This window comes from Palleronia sp. (genome assembly GCF_042089775.1).
Lineage (GTDB): Bacteria > Pseudomonadota > Alphaproteobacteria > Rhodobacterales > Rhodobacteraceae > Palleronia.
In genome coordinates, this window is record NZ_JBELKF010000005.1 from 19,679 (window position 1) to 42,267 (window position 22,589).

Sequence of the window (22,589 nt, forward strand, 5' to 3'; positions counted from 1 at the left end):
GCATCATGCCTCGGCCGCGCGGCCGCGCAGGGCGACGATGCCCCTTGGCCGGAACTGGATGAAGATGATGATGAAGAGGATCATGTAGGTCTGGGCGGCCAGCGTGTTTGAGGGATTCATGCTCTCGATCGACTTCTGCAGCACCCCGATCAGGCTGGCCCCGGCCAGCGTGCCCCAGACATTGCCGACACCGCCGACCACGACGGTCATGAAGCTCTGCACGATGTACTTCGCCCCCATCTCCGAGGTGACCTGCGCGTAGAGCCCGATGGCCACGCCCGCGATCCCGGCGATGCCCGAGCCCAGCCCGAAGGTTGCCATGTTGATCTTGTCCGGATCGATCCCCATGGATGCCGCCATGCCCCGGTTCTGCGTGACTGCGCGGACCTCCAGCCCCAGCCGGGTACGGTTCAGGATGAACAGCAGAAGCGCCAGGAACAGCCCGGCAAGGACGAAGATCGCGATGCGGATGTAGCTGATCGAGACCAGCTCGTTGATGACCATCTGCCCGCCCAGCCAGTCGGGCGCGGTCAGCGGGCGGGCCTGCGTGCCGAAGATGTTCTTGGCAAGCTGCTGCAGCGCGATCGAGATGCCGAAGGTCGCCAGGAGCGTCTCGAGAGGGCGGTGGTAGAGGTGGCGGATCACCAGCCGCTCCATTGCGATGCCGGCGGCGCCCGCGATGACGAAGGCCAGCGGCAGCGCGATGATCAGCGACAGCGTGTAGTCGGGCACAATCTGCTGCACGACGTAGCCGGTATAGGCGCCCATCATGATGAACTCGCCATGGGCCATGTTGATGACCCCCATGACGCCGAAGGTGATTGCCAGCCCGATCGCGGCAAGGAAGTAGATCGAGGCGAGCGAAAGCGCGTCGAGCCCAAGGTCCGCCGCCTTGTTCAACGACACCTGCGTATCCACGGACCGCAGCGTCGCGCGGGCGGCGTCTGTGACGGCCGCGTCCTCCTCGTCATAGACGGCGTAGAACACGTGCGAGTCCAGCGCCGTGTCGATCTGCTCGTCGGGGACGAAGGGCGGAACCGTGCCGGCCTCGGCCAAACGCTCGTAGGCGTCGCGGCGGGCGGCGTCGGTGTCCAGCTCCGCCACCGGGATGCCGGCGACCGCGCCGTCCTCGATATTCGCGATGAGCGCGTCGCGGATCGCGGCGGGAGAAACCGGCGCGGGGGCCAGCCCCTCGTCCACCAGCCGTCCGTAGGCTTCGGCGCGGGTGATCTCGTCGCCCGGGGTGTAGACCTGCGCCACGTTCCCCTCGGGCTCGCCCGTGCCGACGCGATCGGAGGTCGCCAGGATCTGGCTCAGCGCCGCGCGGGCGTCGGGGGTGATGCGGCCGCTCAGGCGCTCGATCGCGGTGACGCGCGCCTCGGTCTTGTCGCCGTAGCGAGCGGTCAGGATGTTCAGAAGCCGCTCCTTGTCGGCGCGGATTGCGGCGTCGTCCTCGTCCTCGATGGAGGCGGCGAGCGGCGCGATCTGGTCCGCATCGGGCTGCCGAGCGATGGCATCAAGCGCGGCACGGCGATTGGCGGGGGACGGGTCCGACAGTTGAAAACGCACAAGCGCCGCCGCGATCTCGCGCCGGACGCCGCCATTGGGGCGCACCTCGGTCAGCGCGGATGCGGCAACGGTCGTCTCCGCGCCGGTATCGAGGTTGCGGATGGTGGCCTGCCCGTCCTCCTCGTCGACCAGCGCGTAGAACCGCCCGTCATCGGCGTTCAGGACGATCTCGCGGTCCTGCCAGTGGGTCAGGAAGACCGGCACCACGGGCATCTCCGCAGCGATCAGATCCTCGATCACCACGCCGACCGTCTGGCGGCCGGGATCCTCGACCTCTTCGGTGTGAAGCTGGAGGATCGTCTGAAGATCCTGCGCACGGCCGGCGGCCGGAAGCAGGGTCAGAAGCCCGAGGGCGAGGGTCAGGATGCGAAGCATGGGCGCCTGCGGTGGTGAGGGGATGTGAAACGGGCGCTGCGGGAAACCGCGGCGCCCGTCTGTTCGGTCTCAGTAGTTCGAGGTCTGCTGCACGCAGGTCTGGGTCTCGGTGTTGTACATGCCGCAATCGAGCTCCTGCCAATCCGAGGTCAGCTTGGCCGAGTCCGGCAGGAAGTCGGTCCAGGCGTCGCCCGCGACGGGATCGGTCTGGCTGATGATGTCGAACTGGCCGTCCTCGCGGATCTCGCCGATCAGCACGGGCTTCGACAGGTGGTGGTTGGCGTTCATCACGGCGGTGCCGCCGGTCAGGTTCGGATGCTCCTGCCCCCACATCGCCTCGCGCACCGCGTCGACATCGGTGGTGCCGGCCTCTTCGACCGCGTTCACCCACATGTTGAAGCCGATGTAGTGGGCCTCCATCGGGTCGTTCGTCACGCGGTCCTCGTTTCCGATGAACTCGTGCCAGGCGGCGATGAACTCCTCGTTCTCGGGCGTGTCGGCGGACATGAAGTAGTTCCACGCGGCGAGGTGCCCGACGAGGTTCGAGGTATCGAGGCCCGAAAGCTCTTCCTCACCCACCGAGAAGGCGACGACGGGAATGTCGTCGGCGCTGACGTCCTGCGCGGCCAGTTCCTTGTAGAAGCCCACGTTGGCGTCGCCGTTGATGGTCGAGATCACGCCGACCTGGCTACCGTCCGAGCCATGCTCGATCACGTCGGACACGATCGTGGACCAGTCCGAATGGCCGAAGGGGGTGTAGTTGACGAAGATGTCCTCGGCCGGGATGCCCTTGTCCTTGAGGTACTGCTCGAGGATCTGGTTCGTGGTGCGCGGGTAGACGTAATCGGTGCCAAGCAGGGCGAATTTTTCGACGCCAAGCTCGTCGATGAAGTAGTCAACCGCCGGGATCGCCTGCTGGTTGGGCGCTGCGCCGGTGTAGAACACGTTCTTCGAGGACTCCTCGCCCTCGTACTGCACGGGATAGAACATCAGGCCGTTCAGCTCTTCCAGCACCGGCAGGACCGACTTGCGGCTGACGCTGGTCCAACTGCCGAAGATCACGTCGACGTCGTTCACGGTCAGAAGCTCGCGCGCCTTTTCGGCAAAGAGCGGCCAGTCCGAGGCGGGATCGACCACGACGGGTTCGATCTGGCAGCCCAGAAGGCCGCCCTCTTCGTTCTGCTGCTCGATCAGCATCAGCATGGCGTCCTTCAGCGTCGTCTCGGAGATCGCCATCGTGCCGGACAGCGAATGGAGGACGCCGACCTTGATCGGGCAGTCGGCCTCTTGCGCCACGGCGGGCAGCGCCAGCGCGACAAGAGCGGTGGAAAGAAGCGTGCTACGGACGGACATCGTGTTCCCTCGATCGGGCGCAGGGGGACGGCACGGCGCAGGAACGCCGCGTCCGGGACGGGGTGCCCCTACGCAATTTTGGCAAGTGTGGCGTCGCTGAACCGGAAGTCTTAGCCGCCGCACCGGGTTCGGCCGGATCAGTAACCGGCTTGTGCGAAGACTTGCCCAAGCCAACGCAGTCGTCAGCTTGCCGCGTGCCCTCCCGTGGCGATTCAGTTGCGCCCGCCCGACATCGCAGCACGAAAAAGGTGCATACGCTTAAATCGTGAGCATTCCGGGAAGGCGAACCTTGGTTTCGACCACATCAGCGTGCGTGCAGCGTCCACATTCCGCGACGCCATTGTTGGCAATCGGCATGGCGCTGCGGCGAAAACTCGGTCGGGCAAACCGCCGGCTGATGTCGCTCTTGTCACGAAAGTTTACGCCTGAGAGTCCCGCCGACGGCCTGGACGCGATCCTTCCTAGGTCTGGATCCACGTCTCCAGGGGTTCAGCGCCCGCATCTCGTGTAAAGTCGCAGGCAACCGGCTCCGAGAGCCTTGCGGTGATATCCAGAAGCAAATCGTTTTCATGCAAATGGGGTAGAGCGGCCGGAAGATCCGTCCGCTTGCCTTCGCTCGTCGTCACGTCCGACGCGAGCTGCACGAACTATTTAGGCGCGCCCTGTGACCATCGCGGCGAATTTCGCCCTCGCTATCGCCCGGATGACGCAGCTTCGGCCAGAGCCAGCAGCCCCCGCAGCGGGATGTCGATCCAGTCCGGTCGCATCGCCATTTCGTAGCCGACCTCGTAGGCGGCCTTCTGGATCAGGAACAGGTCAAGAAGCGCCTGTTCGAACTCGGGGTCCGAAGGATGAAGTTTGCTGCTTGCAGCGGTGTCGCGGTAGGCTTGCAGGAACGTGCCTTGTGTGGCCTGACGCCAGCCCTCCACATGAGCCATGGTGCGATCCGGGTCAGCGCCCATTTCGATCCTGCGCCGCAGCGTGGACCAGAGCGCGTAGTCGAAGCTGCGCATCATGCCCGCCACGTCCCGAAGCGGAGAGGTCTTGGCCTGCCGCTCGGCGAGCGACCGGGCCGGTTCGCCCTCGAAATCGATGATCATGACGTCCGTTTCCACCACCAGCACCTGGCCGAGGTGGTAGTCACCGTGGATTCGGCCGATGCCGCCCGCCGGGGTCGCGCTGCGCAGCGCCTCGATGCGATTCAGCAGATCGTCACGCCGCTGAAGGACCGCCTCGGCCACAGCCCGGTTCGTATCCGACAGGGAGCCGAGTCGGCCGTTCAGGCGATCGAGCGTATCGGTTAGCTCGCCTCGGACAGTCTCGACAAGCGTCGAGACGACGTCGCTCGTCAGCGGCTCCTGAGCAAAAGCAGTGCCTTCGGGCCCGCTGGCAAGGGCCTGGTGCAGCTCTGCCGTGCGCTTGCCCAGTACCGTGCCGATGTCGAGCGGACCGCCGAGAAGGGGCCGTTCCTCGTGCGCGGCGGGATCGGTGTCCCGGCCGTTCATTTCGTGCCGTTCCAGGTCGCGATCCAGCGCCTCGGTGACGTAGGTCCAGGCGTCTCCCTGGTTGCGCACGAATTCAGATGCGGCGGCCAGGGTTGTCACGCCGCCGTCGGGCCCGGTCCAGTCGATGGTGCCGAGAAGCGCGGGGCTGGCCGTGAAGTCCGTCTCGTCAGTCAGGAAGCGGGCCACCTCGATATCGGGCTGCACACCCTCCTGCAGGCGCCGGTATAGCTTTAGGATCACCTTGTCCGAAAAGGCGATCGACGCGTTGGATTGCTCGGCCGACAGGAGGCGAGGTTCGCCCGGCTCCGCGGCAGCCTCGTCGAGCCGTTCCGTTCGGGTGAAGTCGATGCGACCGTCGCCGGCCTCCATCGACCGGCCCTCTCGCAGCGCCTCGAGGAGCGCCGTCGCCATCCTTTCGTCCACCGCACCGTCGAGGATCGCACCGACGCGATTAGCGCGGCGCAGCTTGGCCAGGGTTGCCGGAAGGCGGGGCGACAGGGCCAAGGCATCTTCGCCCCAGACCGCCGAAAGGGGCATGAAGTAGCGCTGCGTGCCCTCACCCATCGTCACGTCCGTCACGGCAAGCATGTGCTGTCCGTCGTTCATCTCGGCCAGCCGATGCAGCGAGACACTGTCGATGCGGCTCTCCTTGGCGGCGAACCAACGCTGGTGAGGCAGGTAGTCTCGCAGGGTCTGCGACACGAAGTTGCCGGCGGCGCGGTCCGACATCGCCCCCGACAGGGTTCCGTCGCGGGTCGTCAGGGTCAGGAAATCGGGGAGGAACTGCGTGTGCGACGTGGGTCCGCCTGTCGCATCGTCCGCGTCGCTGAGGTGGAACCAGTAGAAGCCATAGCCCGGCAGCGTGAGCAGGTAGGGCAGCGCGCCAACGGGCGGGAAGGCGGATTGGCCGGTCATCTCGATGGGAACGCGGCCCTGGAAGTCGTGGAGGTCGATTTCCGCGGCCTGCGCCTGGCGCGAGAGGTTGGCGACGCAAAGGACAGTCTCGGACTCGGTCCGGCGCAGATAGGCCAGCACCTTGCGGTTGGCGGGATAGAGCAGTTCGATCTCGCCCCGGCCGAAGACGTCGTGGCGCTGGCGCACCGCGATCATCCGCCGGACCCAGTTCAGAAGCGAGGTGGGCGAGGATTGCTGCGCCTCGACGTTGATCGCTTGATAGCCGTAGACCGGATCCTGGATCGTGGGCAGGTAGAGCTCCTGCGGCAGCGCGCGACTGAAGCCGGCGTTGCGGTCGGCGGTCCATTGCATCGGCGTGCGAACGCCGTCGCGGTCGCCCAGGTAGTAGTTGTCGCCCATCCCGATCTCGTCGCCGTAGTAGACGATAGGCGTTCCGGGCATAGACAGAAGCAGCGAGTTCAGAAGCTCGATCTTGCGCCGGTCGTTCTGGAGAAGCGGCGCGAGCCGGCGGCGGATGCCCATGTTGATCCGCGCGCGCCGGTCGCTCGCATAGAAGTCCCAAAGGTAATCGCGCTCGCGATCCGTCACCATCTCGAGCGTCAGCTCGTCATGGTTGCGCAGGAAGATGGCCCACTGGCAGTCCTCGGGGATCTCGGGGGTCTGCCGGATGATGTCCGAGATCGGATAGCGGTCCTCCTGCGCGACGGCCATGTACATGCGCGGCATCAGCGGGAAGTGGAAACCCATGTGGCACTCGTCGCCCTCGCCGAAATAGGGGCGGGTGTCCTCGGGCCACTGGTTGGCCTCGGCCAGCAGCATCTTGCCTTCGTAGTGCTTGTCGAGATCGGCGCGGATCGCCTTCAGGACATCATGCGTCTCGGGCAGGTTCTCGTTGTTGGTGCCGTCACGCTCGACCAGGTAGGGGATCGCGTCGAGCCGCAGCCCGTCCACACCCTTGTCGAGCCAGAAATGCATCGCGTCGAGCACCGCGTCCATCACCGCGGGGTTGTCGAAATTCAGATCCGGCTGGTGATCGAAGAAGCGGTGCCAGAAGAACTGGCCCGCGACCGGGTCCCACGTCCAGTTGCTGTCATGGGTGTCGTTGAAGATCACCCGCGTCTCGTCCATCCACTTCTGCGGATCGTCGGACCAGACGTAGAAATCGCGCTCGGGGCTGCCCTTCGGGGCGTTGCGCGCGCGCTGGAACCACTCGTGCTGGTCGCTGGTGTGGTTGATGACAAGCTCGGTGATGACCTTGAGGCCGCGACGGTGCGCTTCTTCGACCAGGTTCTCGAAATCCTCCATCGTCCCGTAGGAGGGGTTGATCGCCTTGTATTCCGAGATGTCATAGCCGTCGTCGCGCAGGGGCGAGGGATAGAACGGCAGCACCCAGATCGCCGTGGCGCCGAGGTCCTGGATATGGTCGAGCCGCTGCATCAGGCCCTTGAAGTCGCCGACGCCGTCGCCGTTGGAATCCTGGTACGCCTTGATGTGCAACTGGTAGATGACCGCGTCCTTGTACCAGTCCGGCGCGTTCTCGGTCGTCGGGGCGGCCGTCAGGCCCTGTTCAAGCTTGGTCATTCAGTCTCCGTCGGCATGAGCTTCCAGATGGCGTAGGGGCGCGTATGCGGGTCGAGCGCGAGCCAATGCGTCTTGCCCCTCCATTCAAACGAATTTCCCTGCAGCATGTCGACCACGTCGACAGCCCCGTCGTCCGGCTGCCCGAACTCCCACAGGGGAACCTCGAACTCGAACTCCGCCGGGTTCAGGGGGTCGATCAGGACGTGGAACAGCAGGTAGCTGCCCGTCGTCTCGTCGAAGCGCCCGTAATAGAGCACGCGCTCGTCCGATGCGTGGAAGAAGCGCAGGTTGCGGAAGTCGCGCATCGCCGGCTCTTCGCGGCGGATGTGATTGATCAGGCGGATATCGCCCTTGATATGGCCCGGCTGGTCATAGTCGCGGTGCTTCAGCTCGTATTTCTCCGAGTTGAGGTACTCGTCCTTGGGCGGCAGCCAATCCGCCTCGCAAAGCTCGAAGCCCGAATACAGCCCCCAGTTCCCGGAAAGAGAGGCGGCCATGATCGCCCGCGTGCGAAATCCCGGACGGCCCGACGTGTGGTTGAAGTACGGATTGATGTCGGGCGTGTTGGTAAAAAAGTTCGGCCGCATGTAATTGGCGCAGTCTTCAGTCGTCAACTCGGTCAGGTACTCGGTCAGCTCCGCCTTGGTGTTGCGCCAGGTGTAATAGGTGTAGCTTTGGTTGAAGCCGACCTTGGCGAGGCGCTTCATCACCTTCGGGCGCGTGAACGCCTCGGAAAGGAAGATCGCACCGGGATATTTCGCGCGAACCTCGGCGATGATCCACTCCCAGAAGGGGAATGGCTTGGTGTGGGGATTGTCGACCCGGAACGACAGGACGCCACGCTTGGCCCAGAACAGGAACAGGTCCCGGATCGCCTTCCAGAACGGCGCGTTCGGCGTGCCATCGTCGTTGTAGTAGCGGAAGTTGACGATGTCCTCGTACTTCTTCGGCGGGTTTTCGGCAAACTTGATCGACCCGTCGGGGCGCCGCTCGAACCAGTCCGGATGCTCCTTGATCCACGGATGGTCGGGCGAAGCGTTCAGCGCGATGTCCAGCGCGATCTCCAGCCCTTTCCCTTCCGCGGCTTCGACAAGCGCGTCGAAGTCTTCAAGCGTGCCGAGTTCCGGGTGCACGTCCATCATGCCGCCCTCGGGCGACCCGATGGCGTAGGGCGAGCCGACATCTTCGGGCTCGGCGCGCAGGGCATTGTTCTTGCCCTTGCGGTTGGTCGTGCCGATGGGGTGGATCGGCGGGAAGTAGAGGACGTCGAAGCCGAGGTCTTTCACGTAGTCCAGCCGGTCGATAACGTCGCGGAAGGTGCCATGCTGACCTTCGGGCCCGGTCGAGCGCGGAAACAGCTCGTACCATGCCGAGAAGGCCGCCCGCTCGCGGTCCACCCATACAGGCACGTCCGTCTCGTAACGGGTCGTGTTCGCGCGAGGCCCGATGCGTCCCATCAGTTCGGCGGCGTCGGGTGCAAGCAGTGCCTCGGCATCATCCTTCTTCGCGGCAGAAAGCAGCTTCTTCAGCGCGGGACCAGACCCGCGAGGTGCTTTGGTCTGGGCCAGAAGCTGCGAGGCCTCCTGCATCTCGACCGAGACGTCCTGCCCGGCGTCGATCTTCTTGCGCGTGTCGCGGGCCCAGGTTCCCCACAGATCCCGCCACGCGATGATCGAGAAATGTGCGGGTCCGTTCTTATCGAAAACGACCTCGCCCCCCCACCTGTCGTTCTCGATCAGCGCCATTCGATGCTCGGATCCGTCGGGCAACACGACGGCGGCGGCGATGACCTCGTGTCCGTCCCCGAAGATGTCCGCCGTGATCCTGAACGGCCATCCCGCCACGGCCTTCGCCGCGAAGCGGCCGCCTTCGATCAGGGGCGACACCGTTTCGATGACCAGGCGGTGCCGGGCCAACTCCTCGATTTTGTTGCTCATCTTCTTTGCGTCGGACGACATACTTGAGGAACCTCATGCGAAAGGTCTTCATTTGTCGACCTAACAATGGCGCGCCCGAGCTTGTTCCGCGGTTCGTTCAGCAGACGCTCCCCAAGTCTCGCGAGCCACACCGGCCAAAGCTCCGCCACGAGACAGGAACGCAGCAACGGACAGCGCCCCGCCGACAGAAAAAGAGCAAGTCGAGGCACTGCGTCAGGCGAACTCGCATGGCGATGCTCTACTTCAGGTGAGACGCAGTAGACGTTTGGGTTGGATCGGATGCGCCTGAGTCTCGCGAGACGAAGTGGGAACGTCATAGACAGTCGCGGCCGTGGTCGGCGGTGTCGGCGGCTTGGGAGTCGTCGCGATTTTCGCGATCAGCTTGGCGCTAGGGATCGATCCGAGGTCGCTTCTCGATCTGGCGAACGATACGATGATCGCGTCGCAACCGCGCGAGCTGACGCCGGCCGAACTGGCGGCCGGCGACTTTGCGGCACGCGTGTTGGCCAAGATCGAAGACGTGTGGTCCCAAGAGTTCCCCCAGCGAGTCGGCGAGGCACGAGGTGGCCAAACTCGTCCTGTTCTCCGGCAGGGTATAGTCGCAATGCGGCGGCGCGTCGGCGGCGACAAGGCCGTTCTACTGCCCGGCGGACCAGCGCGCCTATCTCGACACCGCGTTCTTCTCGACCCTCGAGCAAGGAGCTTGGCGCCGAAGGCGATTTTTGCCGCGGCGTATGTCATCGCGCACGAGATTGGCCATCAAGTGCAAAACCAGCTTGGGATTCTTGGCGAGATCAGCGCGCTCCAGCAACAATCACGTCAGTCCGACGGCAACGCGCTGCAGGTCATGGTCGAACTGATGGCAGACTGCCTGGCCGGCGTCTGGGCACGGGGCGTCGACGGCCTGCTGAAATGCGGCAACATAGAAGAAGCGATCAATGCAGCCCAACGGACCGGTCATGAGTAGCTGCAAAGTGCGCAGGCAAGGCAGTCACCCCGCACCCACGGCACGTCAGAGCAGCGCGCCCGCTGGTTCGAGAACGTATACCGGGACGGAAACATGGCCGACTGTGACATCTTCGAAGCAAACAGGCGATGTTACCTGACCGTCGCAGTCTATGCAGCAAACGAAGGCTGCGGCTGCCAGCGGTCCCACGGCTCGAGCCGGGTCGATCCGCGACGACGTTCAGCCGGTGCGCGTCCATCCTCCGGTTGATGCCAGACGGCATGTCCTGCAGGTCCGTCGTCAGGGTCTCGGCCGCGCGATCCACCTCCACGGCCAACCTGCCGCTCCGCCACGCGCCGCGCCGGTGACGAGACATGCAGGACCCGAAGAATGCCAGAAGCGCCAGCATCAGGAGATTGGTAAAAAATGGACGCAGATCGTGTGAAGAGCCAGTGCCGGCGGGTTTGAAGGTGCCGACCCGGGTGTGCTGCCACGCCATGGACAGCAGGTTGAGCTACAGGGAAACGACCAGCGCCTCCGAGATCAGCCTCAGCCACCATGCATTGATCAGATTTCCGCTGCACAGGGGGGCCGCAGGCTCCGGGTAGCAGCAGGATCGTCGCATCATCGCCACGGAATTGCTCTGCGGCCATGATACGGACCCAAACCAGCGCATGCAGCGGCCCAATCAAATTGGTCACTGCGCCGACCTAACAGGCGAGCGTAGAGAGGCTGAGCTCTAAGCCATCACGTGCATTTGCGTTCGCCGGAGCGGTTCGGCGGCTGGCAGGATAGTCTCTACGGTATAGCCGCCCTTATTGTCCGTCCAGCCGCGCGCATCGGCAAGCACTGGCCCGAGCGAAGCTTCCGGGGCAACTGGCAATCAGAGGGAAATGCACCTGATCTCCACCCGCAGTCCGCGCCTCACGCCTCTGTCGTGTCAGAAGCGCGACTTGCCACGCTGTTGCATCTGCAATCAACGGCGCCGCACAGCTTTCCCCGTGATCTGCACCTTCTCTCCCGTCCGGCCAAAGGACCACGTCAAGCGATAGAAAGCTATTGGCAGCCATAGTTTCATACTCTTGCGAAAAGCCAGGATATTGCTTCAGCCGGCCCTCGGCGGACGCTTATCGAAATGCCGTGCCAGGCAGCGCACGTCGCGGCGCCGTCAGCCACGTCTCCCGTACGTGTGGCTCGGAAGACAGGGACGACCGCCGGTTGGCCCGGTGCGACTGGTTCATCCGCCCCGCTGGCTAAAGCCTTAGCGGTCATCCCTCCAAAGGCCCATCTTTGGGATGCGGCTCGCGGCCAGCGCTTGACCGGGAGTCGTTGTCGCGGACGAGGATATGCCGGCGACGCGGCAGGAAAGCGCCGTTCTCGAAGTCCTTCAGGAACGCGATGATCTGCTCACGGACGTCGTTGTGCAGATACCATGACGTGAAGGCGGTGGTACCCGTCAGCCAGATCCACAGAATGGCTGTTTCCGCGTTGGCCTCTACGAGTTCCACGAGCGGCGCCTCGCCGGCCATGCGTGGATCACCCTCGACGATTTTGTCCACCTTCCGCCGGACTGCGTCTACATCGATACGGTAATCCACCGGGATCTTCACAATGCGACGGACGGCGTCACCTTCTTTCGACCAGTTCTCGAAAGGCCTGGACAGGAAATCGCTGTGGGGCACGATCAGGCGCGTGTAGGTCCAGGTGCGCAGCACGGTGTGGGCGAAGGAGATGTCTTCGACGGTAGCCCAGTGCCCGTCATAGACGACAACGTCGCCGATCCGGACCGGGTCGGTCAGCGCGATCTGCAATCCCGCCACCATGTTGCCGAGCAAGGGGCGCGCCGCGATGGCGACGAGTACACCAAGGGCACCCGCCGAAGCCAGAACAGACACGCCGAAGCTTTCGAACAGCCCAACCCTCACAAGGATATAGCCGACGCTCAGCAGTGTGACGATGACCAAAGCCATGCGCCGCACGACGTAAACCGTGGTCTTGATGCGTCGGTTCTCAGGGTCGTCAGCGGTCAGCGGAACGACGTACCGCTCGCTCAGGCTCAGCGAGACGGCAGATACGCTTCGGATCAGGAGCCACGCCCCTGCGGCGAGCGCGACGGCTTCTGAGGCGACATCCAGCTTTGATGCGATCGGTCCCGTGAGGAGGATCAGACCGTTGATCCCGACGCGAACAGCGATGGCCGCCGCCAAGGTGGCAAACGGCAGCGCCAGCTTCTGTGCGGCCTTGGCCCAGGTCAGGCGCAGACGCCGGGAAACTGCCCGCACCGCGCAGTAGACGGCCAGCCACACGAGCATGGTGCAGACCAGCAAGATCCCCGCCGCGACCCATTCCGCAATCGACGGTTGCCCCAGCGTGTCTAGACGTTGGCGCAGGGGCACCCAGCGGCTGAGCAGGCCGGGCCGGGTTCTCGCGAAGAGTTCATCCACGCGCTCAACGGCGTAGGGCGAAAAGAGCCAGACGGCGTCGCCCTCTCCGGTCCGGAAGCGCTGCAGGCTTATGGGGACCGGGCGTCCGTTTAGCTCGATCTCCCCCAGCTCCACCGACCTGCGCGTGTACGGCCCTGCCGTTTGCTGAAGGCCGGGCAGCACGCGCGCGTCTGGCTGGTCGGGGATGTCGGACCAGTCGATCAGATCGTGCCGCCGCAGGACGAAGGCGAGCATCAGCGCCAGTTCCGGTGCACGCTCTGCCTGTTCCTCCGCGGGAATGGCGTTCAGATTGAGCGCATGGGCCGCGCTTGTGAAATCGTCACGGCGGATAGCTTCGAGATAGGATTCCAAGGCGGCGCGGGGCGTGTCGAGGCGGAGAGGCGGCTCTCCCTGCGGCAATCCCGGATTGATGACTTCGGCCTCGAAGGCAAATATCTCGGAGCCGCCATCTTCGCCTTGAGCGTTCGCATCCGGCGACAGCAACAACGCGCAGATCAGAGCTATGCAGATACCTGCACCACGCCAAGAGCTTTTCTTCCATCCACTCCGTAGCAACGACTTGGCGGCCCTGGCCCGGGGGACGGGGCCGGCTTGCTTAAGGATGCGCACGAGCCGTGATGCATGGAAGGCAGCAGCCAAGAGGATCAAGGCCAGAAAGACATCAGCCAGCAGAAGGTTGTCCTCGATCATTTTGCCCTGCCCTGCTTTGCCGGCACGATCCGCTCAAGACCTGCAAAGCGTCCACTCACCTTTCGTGATAGCCATGACAACCTACCGCGGCCGCGAACAAGCACCTGATGCACTCAACGTAGGACAGCCGTGGCGGAACGAACGAGTTGCAGGATCTCGTAGCTCTCCGGATCCAGTGCGACGAGCATGCCGTCGATCTTGGCGTGGCGGCGCCCATCCGACAGCTCAGGCAATTCATAACGCGCAAGGTCGTCCACCCAGACGATAGTGTCGGGTTCGACGCGCTCAGCGATCCGATGGCGGGTCAGCCACTGCTTCGTCGTCACGCCCTCTTTTGCCCGCCCAGGCGGCGTACAAGCAGGGGTCTTCTTTGCAAGGCCCGGTGGGCAGCCAGCGGGTTGAGCATCGGCCGGTCGTCCCGGAGCAGAAAGCAGAGCCGAGAGCGCCATCGCGGTCAAGGTGGCGACGTGTTTCATGCGGGCGACTCCATGCACCTCCGTCGCTGCAACTTATGCGACAGAGACCTGTAAACTCGGTCGATCCAGCCTGAGTTCCAACGCGCTACGGCGTTCGAGACTTCGGCGGCGCGCGCTGACTCGTGTCGAGCTTGCGGCAACGCGGGAACATAGAAAATCCATTTCTCCTGCCCCTCGGTGCCTGCAGCCCATACATGCAATCCAAGGAGGCTCCGGACCAATCGCGCCCAAAACACGGACGTGGCTTGCGCAGTCGCAGCCGAAAGAACGGTTTTCGGTGAAGGTTGTGGCGGAGATCTTGGACGTTTCCCGCCCACCTACGGCTATCGCCGCATCACGGTCTCCTGAACCACCAGCTCCGCGCGAACGGCGCTGCGCCCATCAACCGCAAGCGCGTCTACCGCATCATGCATGCACACAGCCTTCTACTGGCTTGCAGACTCTCTGAGTCGCCGGAGCTGATCCATGAGAGCAAGGTGGTGACGATGCGCCCGAACCTCCGTTTCGTCGGCGGGCTTGAACCAGTGGCGCCTCACCGGCTGCCCGCCCGGAAAGTTCACCTACTGGAACGGCGAGATTGTCCGAGGCGCGTTCATCATCGAAGCACACGCCCGGGGAAACAACATGATGGCCATGCGGAACAGGACCTTTCGTACCTGTCAGTCGAAGTCCCGCGCCATGAGGCGCTGCCCCAACAGGTTGGTGCAGTGCATCCAGATTTCTGCACGGCTTCGTCGGTGGTGTCCGCGCCAGTTTCGCCAGATTGAGCGGCCGAGGTTTTTCAGCCCCCGCAGAGCCAGTTTCTGGCAACCTCCCCGCGCTGACGACAGAATGGCTGGCGCGCCTGCAATCGCCGCCAGCGCGACTACAGGCGTACTCGGTTCTCTTCTTGTTTGGTCAGACCGGAAAAGCCGCGCTTGGACCGCCATTTTCGGGCAGCGTTACGAACCAGTGCCGCACGGCTCAGCAGTACGCTCGGGGGCCGCAACCGCGGAGCCTGAAGATGCCGTGCCACCAGATCGAGTGTATGCGCGTCGCATCGCACCGATCCCTGCGGATCGCGGCAGGAGAATCACGGCGCCGGCTATTGAAGCTATTTCTTGTCTGCGACTGCGATGATGTCCCCCAGACGTGGTGTAGCTTGCGGTGGCCTTCGGGTTTCCCGGTGGGGTCGGGTTGTGACCACCAACCTGAACCGAGGACTGCACCCGATGACCAAGCCCATGATGGACCTGCGCGCGCTCGTGGAAAAGAGTGCCGATGCCGACCTGCTCCGTGAGATGATTGGCTCCGCCGCCGAGCGGCTGATGGAGCTCGAGGTCGGCACGAAGACGGGCGCCGACTACGGCGAAAAGAGCGGCGGGCGGATTGCGCAGCGCAACGGCTACCGCGACTGGCAGAACCGCGCCGGCAGCGTCAAGCTGCGCATTCCCCGGCTGCGCACCGGCTCTTACTTTCCGTCATTTCTGGAACCGCGGCGCTCGGTCGAGAAGGCGCTGACGGCGCTCGCCATTGTCCCTGGACCGTCGCCGGCGGGCTCGAACCGGTGGCGCCCCGCCGGCGACCGGACAAGGCTCGCTCCAGGAGGCCTACGTTCATGGCGTCTCGACGCGGTTCATGGATGACCTGGTCCGGGCCATGGGTGGGACTGGCATCTCGAAGAGCCAAGTCAGCCGGCTCTGCGAGGAGATCGACGAGCGCGTCGACGCCTTCCTCACCCGCCCCATCGAGGGCGAATGGCCCTGTCTCCGGATCGACGCCACCTATCTCGAGGTGCGCCAGGGCGGACGCATCGTGTCCGTCGCGGTCACGCCCGCGGTCGGCGTGAACACCGACGGTCGACGCGAGGTGCTGGGCATGTCGATCGGCGCCTCCGAGGCCGAGCCCTTCCGGACCGAATTCCTCCGAGACCTCGTTCGGCGAGGTCTGTCAGGCGTGAAGCTGGTGATCTCAGATGCGCACGAAGGCATCAAGGCCGCCACGGCTCGAGTGCTATCGACGACCTGGCAGCGCTGTCGCGTCCACTTCCAACGCAATGCCTTGGCCCATGCCGGAAAGAACAGCCGACGCGTCGTCTCGGCCTTCATCGCCACGGCGTTCGCCCAGCCCGACCACGCGGCGGCCAAGACCCAATGGCGCCTGGTGGCCGACCAGATGCGCGGCAAGATACCGAAGCTGGCCACGTTGATGGACACGGCGGAGGAAGACGTGCTGGCCTACATGACCTTTCCCCGGCAGCATCGCGCCAAGCTTCACGGCACGAACCCGATCGAGCGCCTCAACGCCGAGATCAAGCGGCGCACCGAATGTCGTCGGGATCCTCCCAGACGAGGCCTCGATCCGCCGCCTCGTCGGTGCGATCCTCATGGAGCAGACCGAGGAATGGACCGTTCAACGCCGGCGCTACATGACGCTGGAAACGCTCGCCCCTGTCTGCGATGATCTCACCGTCAGCCTCCCTGCCGCGCAGAGCGACTGACCAGCTCGGCCCGCCAAAGAGCGCGAGGCCCACGATGAGCTACACCACGTCCCGGAACATCATCGCGACTGCGGCTCGCGGCCGGCCTGGTCGGGCCAGCGCCGGAACATGAATTCGAGCGTGACGGGTGCGAAGAGGCAGGTGATCGCCGACACCAGCACGAAGGCCGCATAAAGTTGCGCCGGCACAGCCCAGTCGCCAAGTTGCTGGCCCCGCTCCATGATGATCATGGTGATTTCGGCCCGAGGCACCATGCTGACTCCAATCAGCGCGGCCCCGGTCGCACCCGTGGCGAAAAGGGCCGGTAGGCCGGCGCCGAGTAGCTTGCCCACCACGGCCAACGCGGCGAGCGCTGCCCCGACGCCAAGGGCCGATGTGAAGGCCCCGGTGTCGAGCGAGAGGCCGATCCCGATGAAGAAGAACGGCGTGAACAGATGGTAGAAGCCGGTGAAGCCGGTGTCGAGCTTGACGGATTCCGGATCTCGGCTGAAGGCGAGCCCGGCGAAAAGCGCGCCCACTGCCGCCGAAAAGCCGAGCCATGCGGCCACGCCTGCGATCGTGATCCCGATCCCCGCGACGAAGACAGTCGTTTCCTGCCGGGTCGCGTGCTGCTCGAACAAGTGGGTCATCGGTTCTTCGACGTAGCGCGCGAAGGCGGCGCAGAGCATGGCGAACAGGACGAACTTCGCGAAGAGCCAGCCGCCAGTGGACAGAAGCTGCGTCCAAATCCCGCCGCTCTCGCCGCTGCCGCCCTCGGTGTCGCGCAGGATCGGCACCACCGCGAAAAGCAGCACCATCAGCGCCAGGCCCGACAGGTCGTCCATCTCGGCGACATCCGTCAGGAGTTGCCCCTTGGACGTGTCGAGCGCGTCGTGCTGCCGCCACATGCCGACCGAGACGCCGATGCTCGTGGCCGTCAGCGTCACGGCAGCGATCAGGCTGGGGATCTGGTCGAACCCCAGCAGCCAGGACATCACGAAATAGCCCGGCACGCCGCTCAGCACGATGTTCCCGATCCAGACGATGCTCGCGCTGCCGATCTGCCGACGCAGCCCCGCCAGATCGCTTTCGAGCCCGACCCGGAACAGGAGCGCCACGATCCCCAGCTCGGCCAGCACGTCGAAGGCATACGCGCCGTCCTCCGACAGAATGCCGAAGCTGTCATCCGCCAGCCGCAGCAGGAAGCCGAGGCCGATGATCCCACGAGCGCGGGCATGAAGGTCCGCTCGAGAAGTGCACGGACCACGATCGCCACCGCGATCACCACCCCGATCAGCAGGACGAGAGACGAAACTGACCCGACCGTACCTGTCATGCGCCTCCCTCTCCCCGGCGTCCGGCTTCAGCCGGTATCCTCGAGGTAGCGGCTGCCCGTCGGGCGCAGCGCCTCGTCAAGGTCGTAGACGAGCGGGATGCCAGTCGGGATCTCGATGCCGGAAATGTCGTCGTCGGAGATTCCGTCGAGATGCTTGACGATGCCCCGCAGGCTGTTGCCATGCGCAACGACGAGCGGCGTGCGCCCGTCCATCAGCGCAGCTTCCACGCAGATTTGCCAGTAGGGCAGCGTCCGTGCGATGCAGTCCTGCAGGCTCTCGGTCCGCGGAATATCTGCATCGGGAATCGTTGAATACCGGCGGTCGTGTCCCGGAAAGCGTTCGTCGTCCTCGGTCAGCGCGGGCGGACGGGTAGCAAAGCTGCGGCGCCACGCATGCACCTGCTCCTCGCCCACTTCGCAGCGCTTCTCGTCCTTGTTCTGGCCTTGCAACGCGCCATAGTGGCGCTCGTTCAGGCGCCAATGTCGGTCTACCGGCAGCCACATCAGGTCGAGCTCGTCGAGCACGATCCAAAGCGTCTTGATCGCGCGCCTCTGCACCGAGGTGAAGCAATGGTCGAAGGTGATGTCGTGACGCTTCAGAAGCTCCGCCGCCTTGTGCGCCTCGGCGACGCCGCCCTCGGAAAGGTCGACATCGGTCCACCCGGTAAAGAGGTTGTCGCGGTTCCAGACGCTCTCGCCGTGGCGCAGCAGGATCAGTCGAGGCATTCAAGGCTCCTTTCGTCGCTCTCCACGCCGTACCGGTCTTGGCGTCAGCTCGTCCGCGTGAAAGGCAATTCGGAACCCAACGTTGGCAGCGCCTGTTCGGTTCAGGGATCGCAGGATACCCCCGCACGGACGAAGGAGAGAACAACATGCCGCTCTCGAACGGGATGGCGAGATGAGTTCGACTGCCGATGAGGACGAAGGCCGCATCGCGGCCGTGATATTCGACATGGACGGAGTCGTTACCGATACGGCCGATGCCCATTTCGCAGCTTGGAAGGACGTGTTCGACGCCTTCCTCGACGAGCGCCGCGCAGGACCGCCCTTCACGCGCCGTGACTACCTTGCCCATGTCGATGGCGTGCCCCGCTACGATGGCGTACGGCGCTTTCTTGCTTCGCGCGAGGTCGAGCTGCCCGAAGGCGAGGGCGACGACGTCGGCAACGACACAGTCCACGGCCTCGGCAACCTCAAGAACCGCAAGTTCGGCGAGTGGCTGGAGGAGCATTCGGCGCCGGTCTTCGACGACGCAATCGAGATGATCTGGGGGCTGAAGGCGGCAGGCGTAAAGGTCGGCATCTTCTCGGCCAGCCGCAACGCCGGCCGTGTCCTGGTAAGCGCGGGCCTCGGCGACACATTCGATGCGACGGTCGACGGCGCCGACGCACAGGCGCTGGGGCTGGAGCCCAAGCCCAAGCCGGACCAGTTGATCAAAACGGCGGAACGGCTGGGCGCCAAGCCGGCCGAGACGGCCGTGATTGAAGACGCGGTCTCGGGCGTTCAGGCTGGCGCGGCTGGTCGCTTCGGCCTCGTCATCGGCGTGAACCGCCAGCAGGACGACCCCGAGAAACAACGTCACGCCCTGCGGGCAAATGGAGCCGACCTTGTCACGCACAACCTGCAACGCCTTCTTCTGCCAGAGGGCGGCGGACTGAAGACGCTCGACCGGTTACCGCTCGTCTGGGACCGGCTCGACGAGTTCGGCGGTCGGGTGAAGGACCGACCGATGACGGTCTTCCTGGACTTCGATGGTACGCTGTCGCCCATCGTCGAGGACTATCGCAAAGCAGCGATCCCGGAAGAGACGCGGGACGGCATCCGCCGCTTGTCAAAGCGCTGCCCCGTCGCGATCATCAGCGGCCGCGACCTTGCGGACGTGCGCGAACGCGTCGGGATCGAGGACGTGATCTATGCCGGCAGCCACGGCTTCGACATCGCCGGGCCCCGAGGCCTAAAGGAGCGGCCGGAAGCGGCCGAAGGCCTGATAGATGCCATCGAGGCAGCCGACGAAGCGCTGCGCGAGGCGATCGGCGGAATCGAAGGCGCGAAGGTCGAGCGCAAGACATTTTCGGTCGCGGTGCACTACCGCGAAGTCGCCGAGCAAGATGTCGAAGCGCTGGAGAAGGCCGTCGACCAGGTGGTGGAGCGCCACGAGAAGCTGCGCAAGGGCCGCGGCAAGAAGGTGATCGAGATCCAGCCCCGCGTCGACTGGGACAAGGGCCGCGCCGCCGAATGGCTCCTGTCGCACACGGCTCTTGGCGAGAGCGATGCCCTGCCCCTCTATCTCGGTGATGACCTGACCGACGAGGACGCCTTCGCCGCTCTGGGCGATCGCGGTATCTGCATCGCGGTTCGGGGCGGCGGCCGGGCGACGCTTGCCGATTACGCGCTCGCCGATCCCGACGACGTGCGCCGCTTCCTCGGCTGGTTGAGCGATGAGGCGGGGGCAACGGAATGAGCGGCTGGTGCCTGGCCTATACCGGCTTCGACCCCAAGACAGAGGGCCGTCGCGAGACGCTCTGTGCGCTTGGCAACGGCTATTTCATGTCGCGTGCCGCCGCGCCCGACGCGGTGGCCGACGACGTCCATTACCCCGGCACCTACCTCGCCGGCGGCTACAACCGGCTGGAATCCGAAGTGGCCGGGCACGCGATCGAGAACGAGGACCTGGTCAACATCCCCAACTGGTTGCCGCTTGCAATCAGGATCGAGGATGGCGAATGGCTGCGGCCCGGAACGGTCGAGTATCTCGACTACCGGCAGGAGCTTGACCTGAAGGCCGGTGTCCTCTCGCGCGTGCTGCGTTTCCGCGACAGCGCGGGCCGGGTGACGCGTTGGGACGAACGGCGGATCGTATCGATGCACGATCCGCACCTTGCGGGCCTTTCGGTGACGCTAACGCCTGAGAATTGGTCCGGAGCGCTGACCGTTCGGTCCGGCATCGACGGCAGCGTCATCAACTGGGGCGTCGCGCGCTACCGCGACCTCGACGGCCGGCATCTCGAAACGCTCGACACCTCGCGCGAAGAGGGCGGCGTGCTGACGCTGCGCAGCCGTTTCGTGCAAGCCCGGCGCGAAGTGGGCATGGCGGCGCGCACCGTGGTGGCGCTCGACGGCGCACCGGTTTCAGTGGCGAAGTCCGAGACGACGACGGACATCGCCGAGGACTTCTTCGAGATCGACGCGCAACAGGGCCGCCCGGTCCGGGTCGAGAAGATCGCCGCCTGCTTCGACTCTCGCGACAATGCCATCACCGAGCCGCTTCACGAGGCGGTCAACCACGTCCGTCATGCCCGCGGCTTCCGCAGCCTGCAGGACGAGCACGTGAAGGCATGGGAATACCTGTGGGAGCAGTTTGACATCCGGATCGACACGGGCACGGATCAAGATGCGCAACTCAAGCTGCGCCTGCATATCTTCCACTTGCTGCAGACCGCCTCGGCCCACTCGGTCGACATGGATGTCGGCATACCGCCGCGCGGCTGGCACGGCGAAGCTTACCGCGGCCACATCATGTGGGACGAGCTGTTCATCTTCCCCTACCTGACGCTGCGGATGCCGGTGCTGACGCGCGGCCTTCTGCGCTATCGCTACCGGCGGCTCGACGAAGCACGGCGCGCGGCACGCGAGGCGGGTCTGCAAGGCGCAATGTTCCCTTGGCAGAGCGGATCGAACGGTCGCGAGGAAAGCCAGCGGGTGCATCTCAATCCCCGGTCCGGACGATGGATCCCCGACAATTCTTGGCGGCAGCGGCACATCGGCTCGGCCATCGCCTACAACGTGTGGGAATACGTGCAGGCGACCGACGACCGCGACTTCATGCGCGACTACGGCGCCGAGCTCTTCTGCGAAATCGCCCGCTTCTGGGCCAGTCTGGCAGAGGAACGGCCCGATGGGCGCTACGGCATCCGCGGCGTCATGGGGCCGGATGAATTCCACACGGCCTACCCCGGCGTCGATCCGAGCACGAATGGCGGGCTCGACAACAACGCCTACACCAACTTCCTGGCGGCATGGGTGCTGTCGCATGTCGAGGACGTGCTCGAGCTCATCCCCAGCGACGAACGGCGCCGCATCTGCGCGCGCCTCGGGCTGAGCGCAGAGGAGCTTGCCCGCTGGGACGACATCAGCCGGAACCTCTACATTCCGTTCCACGACGACGGCATCATCAGCCAGTTCGAGGGCTACGAGAAGCTGAAGGAGTTCGACTGGGACCGCTACCGCGAGAAGTATGACGACCTGCAGCGGCTCGACCGGATCCTCGAGGCCGAGGACGACGACCCGAACAACTACAAGGTGTCGAAGCAGGCCGATGCGCTGATGATCTTCTACCTGTTCAGCCGCGAAGAGATCGAGCATCTCTTCCACCGGCTGGGCTACAGGTTCTCGCCCGAGATGATCTTCCGCAACATCCGCTACTATGTCGATCGGACGTCCCACGGCTCGACGCTCAGCTGGACGGCCCATGCCTGGGTGCTGGCGCGGGCAGACCGGCAGCGGTCGTGGGAGCTGGCGCTGAAGGCGTTCGACAGCGATATCGGCGATATACAAGGCGGCACCACGCCCGAAGGCATCCACCTCGGGGCGATGGCCGGGACGGTGGATCTCATGCAGCGTTGCTACACCGGGATCGAACTGGACGCCGGACGGCTTGTCTTTAACCCGCGCCTCCCTGACGAGGTGCAGCGGCTGAGTTCCACCCTCCGGTTCCGTCGGCAGATCCTCGACTTCGAGATCACGCAGGAAGAGCTGACGGTGTCCAGCCGCGTCATGACGGCCCACCCGATCACCATCGCCTACCGCGGTCAGAGCCGCGAGATCAGTCCCGGGCAGAGCTTCACCTTCGCGCTGATCCCCGAGATCAAGCCGGACCGCACCGCCCGCGAACACGAGCAGGAGCGCGTTCGGCAGGAGCACGCGGCCGAGGACGACGATCAGGGCAAGGACTGAGCCGCCACCGGCTTGGCGGTGACACGGGCGGCGAGCGTTCTCCGCCCATTG

Annotated in this window: 10 protein-coding genes and 4 pseudogenes; 5 read left to right on the forward strand and 9 right to left on the reverse strand. The window is 64.8% G+C overall.

Annotated features, from left to right (window positions below):
* Positions 1 to 3: 3 nt before the first annotated feature.
* The 4 genes from urtB to ACFDS3_RS02710 all read right to left on the reverse strand — a co-directional run bounded on the left by urtB (position 4) and on the right by ACFDS3_RS02710 (position 9,235).
* Positions 4 to 1,944: an urea ABC transporter permease subunit UrtB gene (urtB, locus tag ACFDS3_RS02695; protein ID WP_375260803.1), complete on the reverse strand. Its 1,941-nt coding sequence runs from the start codon at positions 1,942 to 1,944 to the stop codon at positions 4 to 6.
* 69 nt (positions 1,945 to 2,013) lie between these two features.
* Positions 2,014 to 3,297 carry an urea ABC transporter substrate-binding protein gene (gene urtA / locus ACFDS3_RS02700; protein ID WP_375260804.1) on the reverse strand — a complete coding sequence of 428 codons (1,284 nt, stop codon included), beginning with the start codon at positions 3,295 to 3,297 and terminating at the stop codon, positions 2,014 to 2,016.
* 692 nt (positions 3,298 to 3,989) lie between these two features.
* Positions 3,990 to 7,298, reverse strand: coding sequence for a maltose alpha-D-glucosyltransferase (gene treS, locus ACFDS3_RS02705; RefSeq protein ID WP_375260805.1), 3,309 nt, complete (start codon positions 7,296 to 7,298; stop codon positions 3,990 to 3,992).
* On the reverse strand, positions 7,295 to 9,235 hold the full coding sequence (locus ACFDS3_RS02710) for an alpha-1,4-glucan--maltose-1-phosphate maltosyltransferase (RefSeq protein ID WP_375260806.1): 1,941 nt from the start codon (positions 9,233 to 9,235) through the stop codon (positions 7,295 to 7,297). Before ACFDS3_RS02710 ends, treS begins: the two co-directional genes overlap by 4 nt.
* Positions 9,236 to 9,566: 331 nt before the next feature.
* Between ACFDS3_RS02710 and ACFDS3_RS02715 the strand changes: the two are divergent.
* Positions 9,567 to 10,451: pseudogene (locus tag ACFDS3_RS02715) on the forward strand (neutral zinc metallopeptidase).
* 998 nt (positions 10,452 to 11,449) lie between these two features.
* Here ACFDS3_RS02715 and ACFDS3_RS02720 read toward each other — a convergent pair.
* On the reverse strand, positions 11,450 to 13,315 hold the full coding sequence (locus ACFDS3_RS02720; protein WP_375260807.1) for a mechanosensitive ion channel family protein: 1,866 nt from the start codon (positions 13,313 to 13,315) through the stop codon (positions 11,450 to 11,452).
* A 113-nt stretch (positions 13,316 to 13,428) separates the two neighbouring features.
* Positions 13,429 to 13,791 carry a hypothetical protein gene (locus ACFDS3_RS02725; protein ID WP_375260808.1) on the reverse strand — a complete coding sequence of 121 codons (363 nt, stop codon included), beginning with the start codon at positions 13,789 to 13,791 and terminating at the stop codon, positions 13,429 to 13,431.
* Between the two features lie 312 nt (positions 13,792 to 14,103).
* Between ACFDS3_RS02725 and ACFDS3_RS02730 the strand changes: the two are divergent.
* A pseudogene (locus tag ACFDS3_RS02730) lies at positions 14,104 to 14,406 on the forward strand (IS3 family transposase); the annotation flags it as partial.
* Positions 14,407 to 14,453: 47 nt separating this feature from the next.
* Here the strand turns inward: ACFDS3_RS02730 and ACFDS3_RS02735 are convergent.
* Positions 14,454 to 14,588: pseudogene (locus tag ACFDS3_RS02735) on the reverse strand (IS5/IS1182 family transposase); the annotation flags it as partial.
* 414 nt (positions 14,589 to 15,002) lie between these two features.
* Here ACFDS3_RS02735 and ACFDS3_RS02740 point away from each other — a divergent pair.
* Positions 15,003 to 16,270: pseudogene (locus ACFDS3_RS02740) on the forward strand (IS256 family transposase).
* 59 nt (positions 16,271 to 16,329) lie between these two features.
* On the opposite strand, the gene ACFDS3_RS02745 reads toward ACFDS3_RS02740, so the two are convergent.
* A complete protein-coding gene (locus ACFDS3_RS02745) occupies positions 16,330 to 17,616 on the reverse strand; it encodes a cation:proton antiporter (RefSeq protein WP_375260842.1) in 1,287 nt (428 codons plus the stop codon).
* Complete coding sequence (gpmA, locus tag ACFDS3_RS02750; protein WP_375260809.1) at positions 17,613 to 18,311, reverse strand: 2,3-diphosphoglycerate-dependent phosphoglycerate mutase; 699 nt, start codon at positions 18,309 to 18,311, stop codon at positions 17,613 to 17,615. Before gpmA ends, ACFDS3_RS02745 begins: the two co-directional genes overlap by 4 nt.
* Positions 18,312 to 18,483: 172 nt before the next feature.
* Between gpmA and otsB the strand changes: the two genes are divergently transcribed.
* Positions 18,484 to 20,046 (forward strand): trehalose-phosphatase, encoded by a 1,563-nt coding sequence (gene otsB, locus ACFDS3_RS02755; protein ID WP_375260810.1) that lies wholly within the window; start codon positions 18,484 to 18,486, stop codon positions 20,044 to 20,046.
* On the forward strand, positions 20,043 to 22,538 hold the full coding sequence (locus ACFDS3_RS02760) for a glycoside hydrolase family 65 protein (RefSeq protein WP_375260811.1): 2,496 nt from the start codon (positions 20,043 to 20,045) through the stop codon (positions 22,536 to 22,538). Before otsB ends, ACFDS3_RS02760 begins: the two co-directional genes overlap by 4 nt.
* Positions 22,539 to 22,589 lie beyond the last annotated feature (51 nt).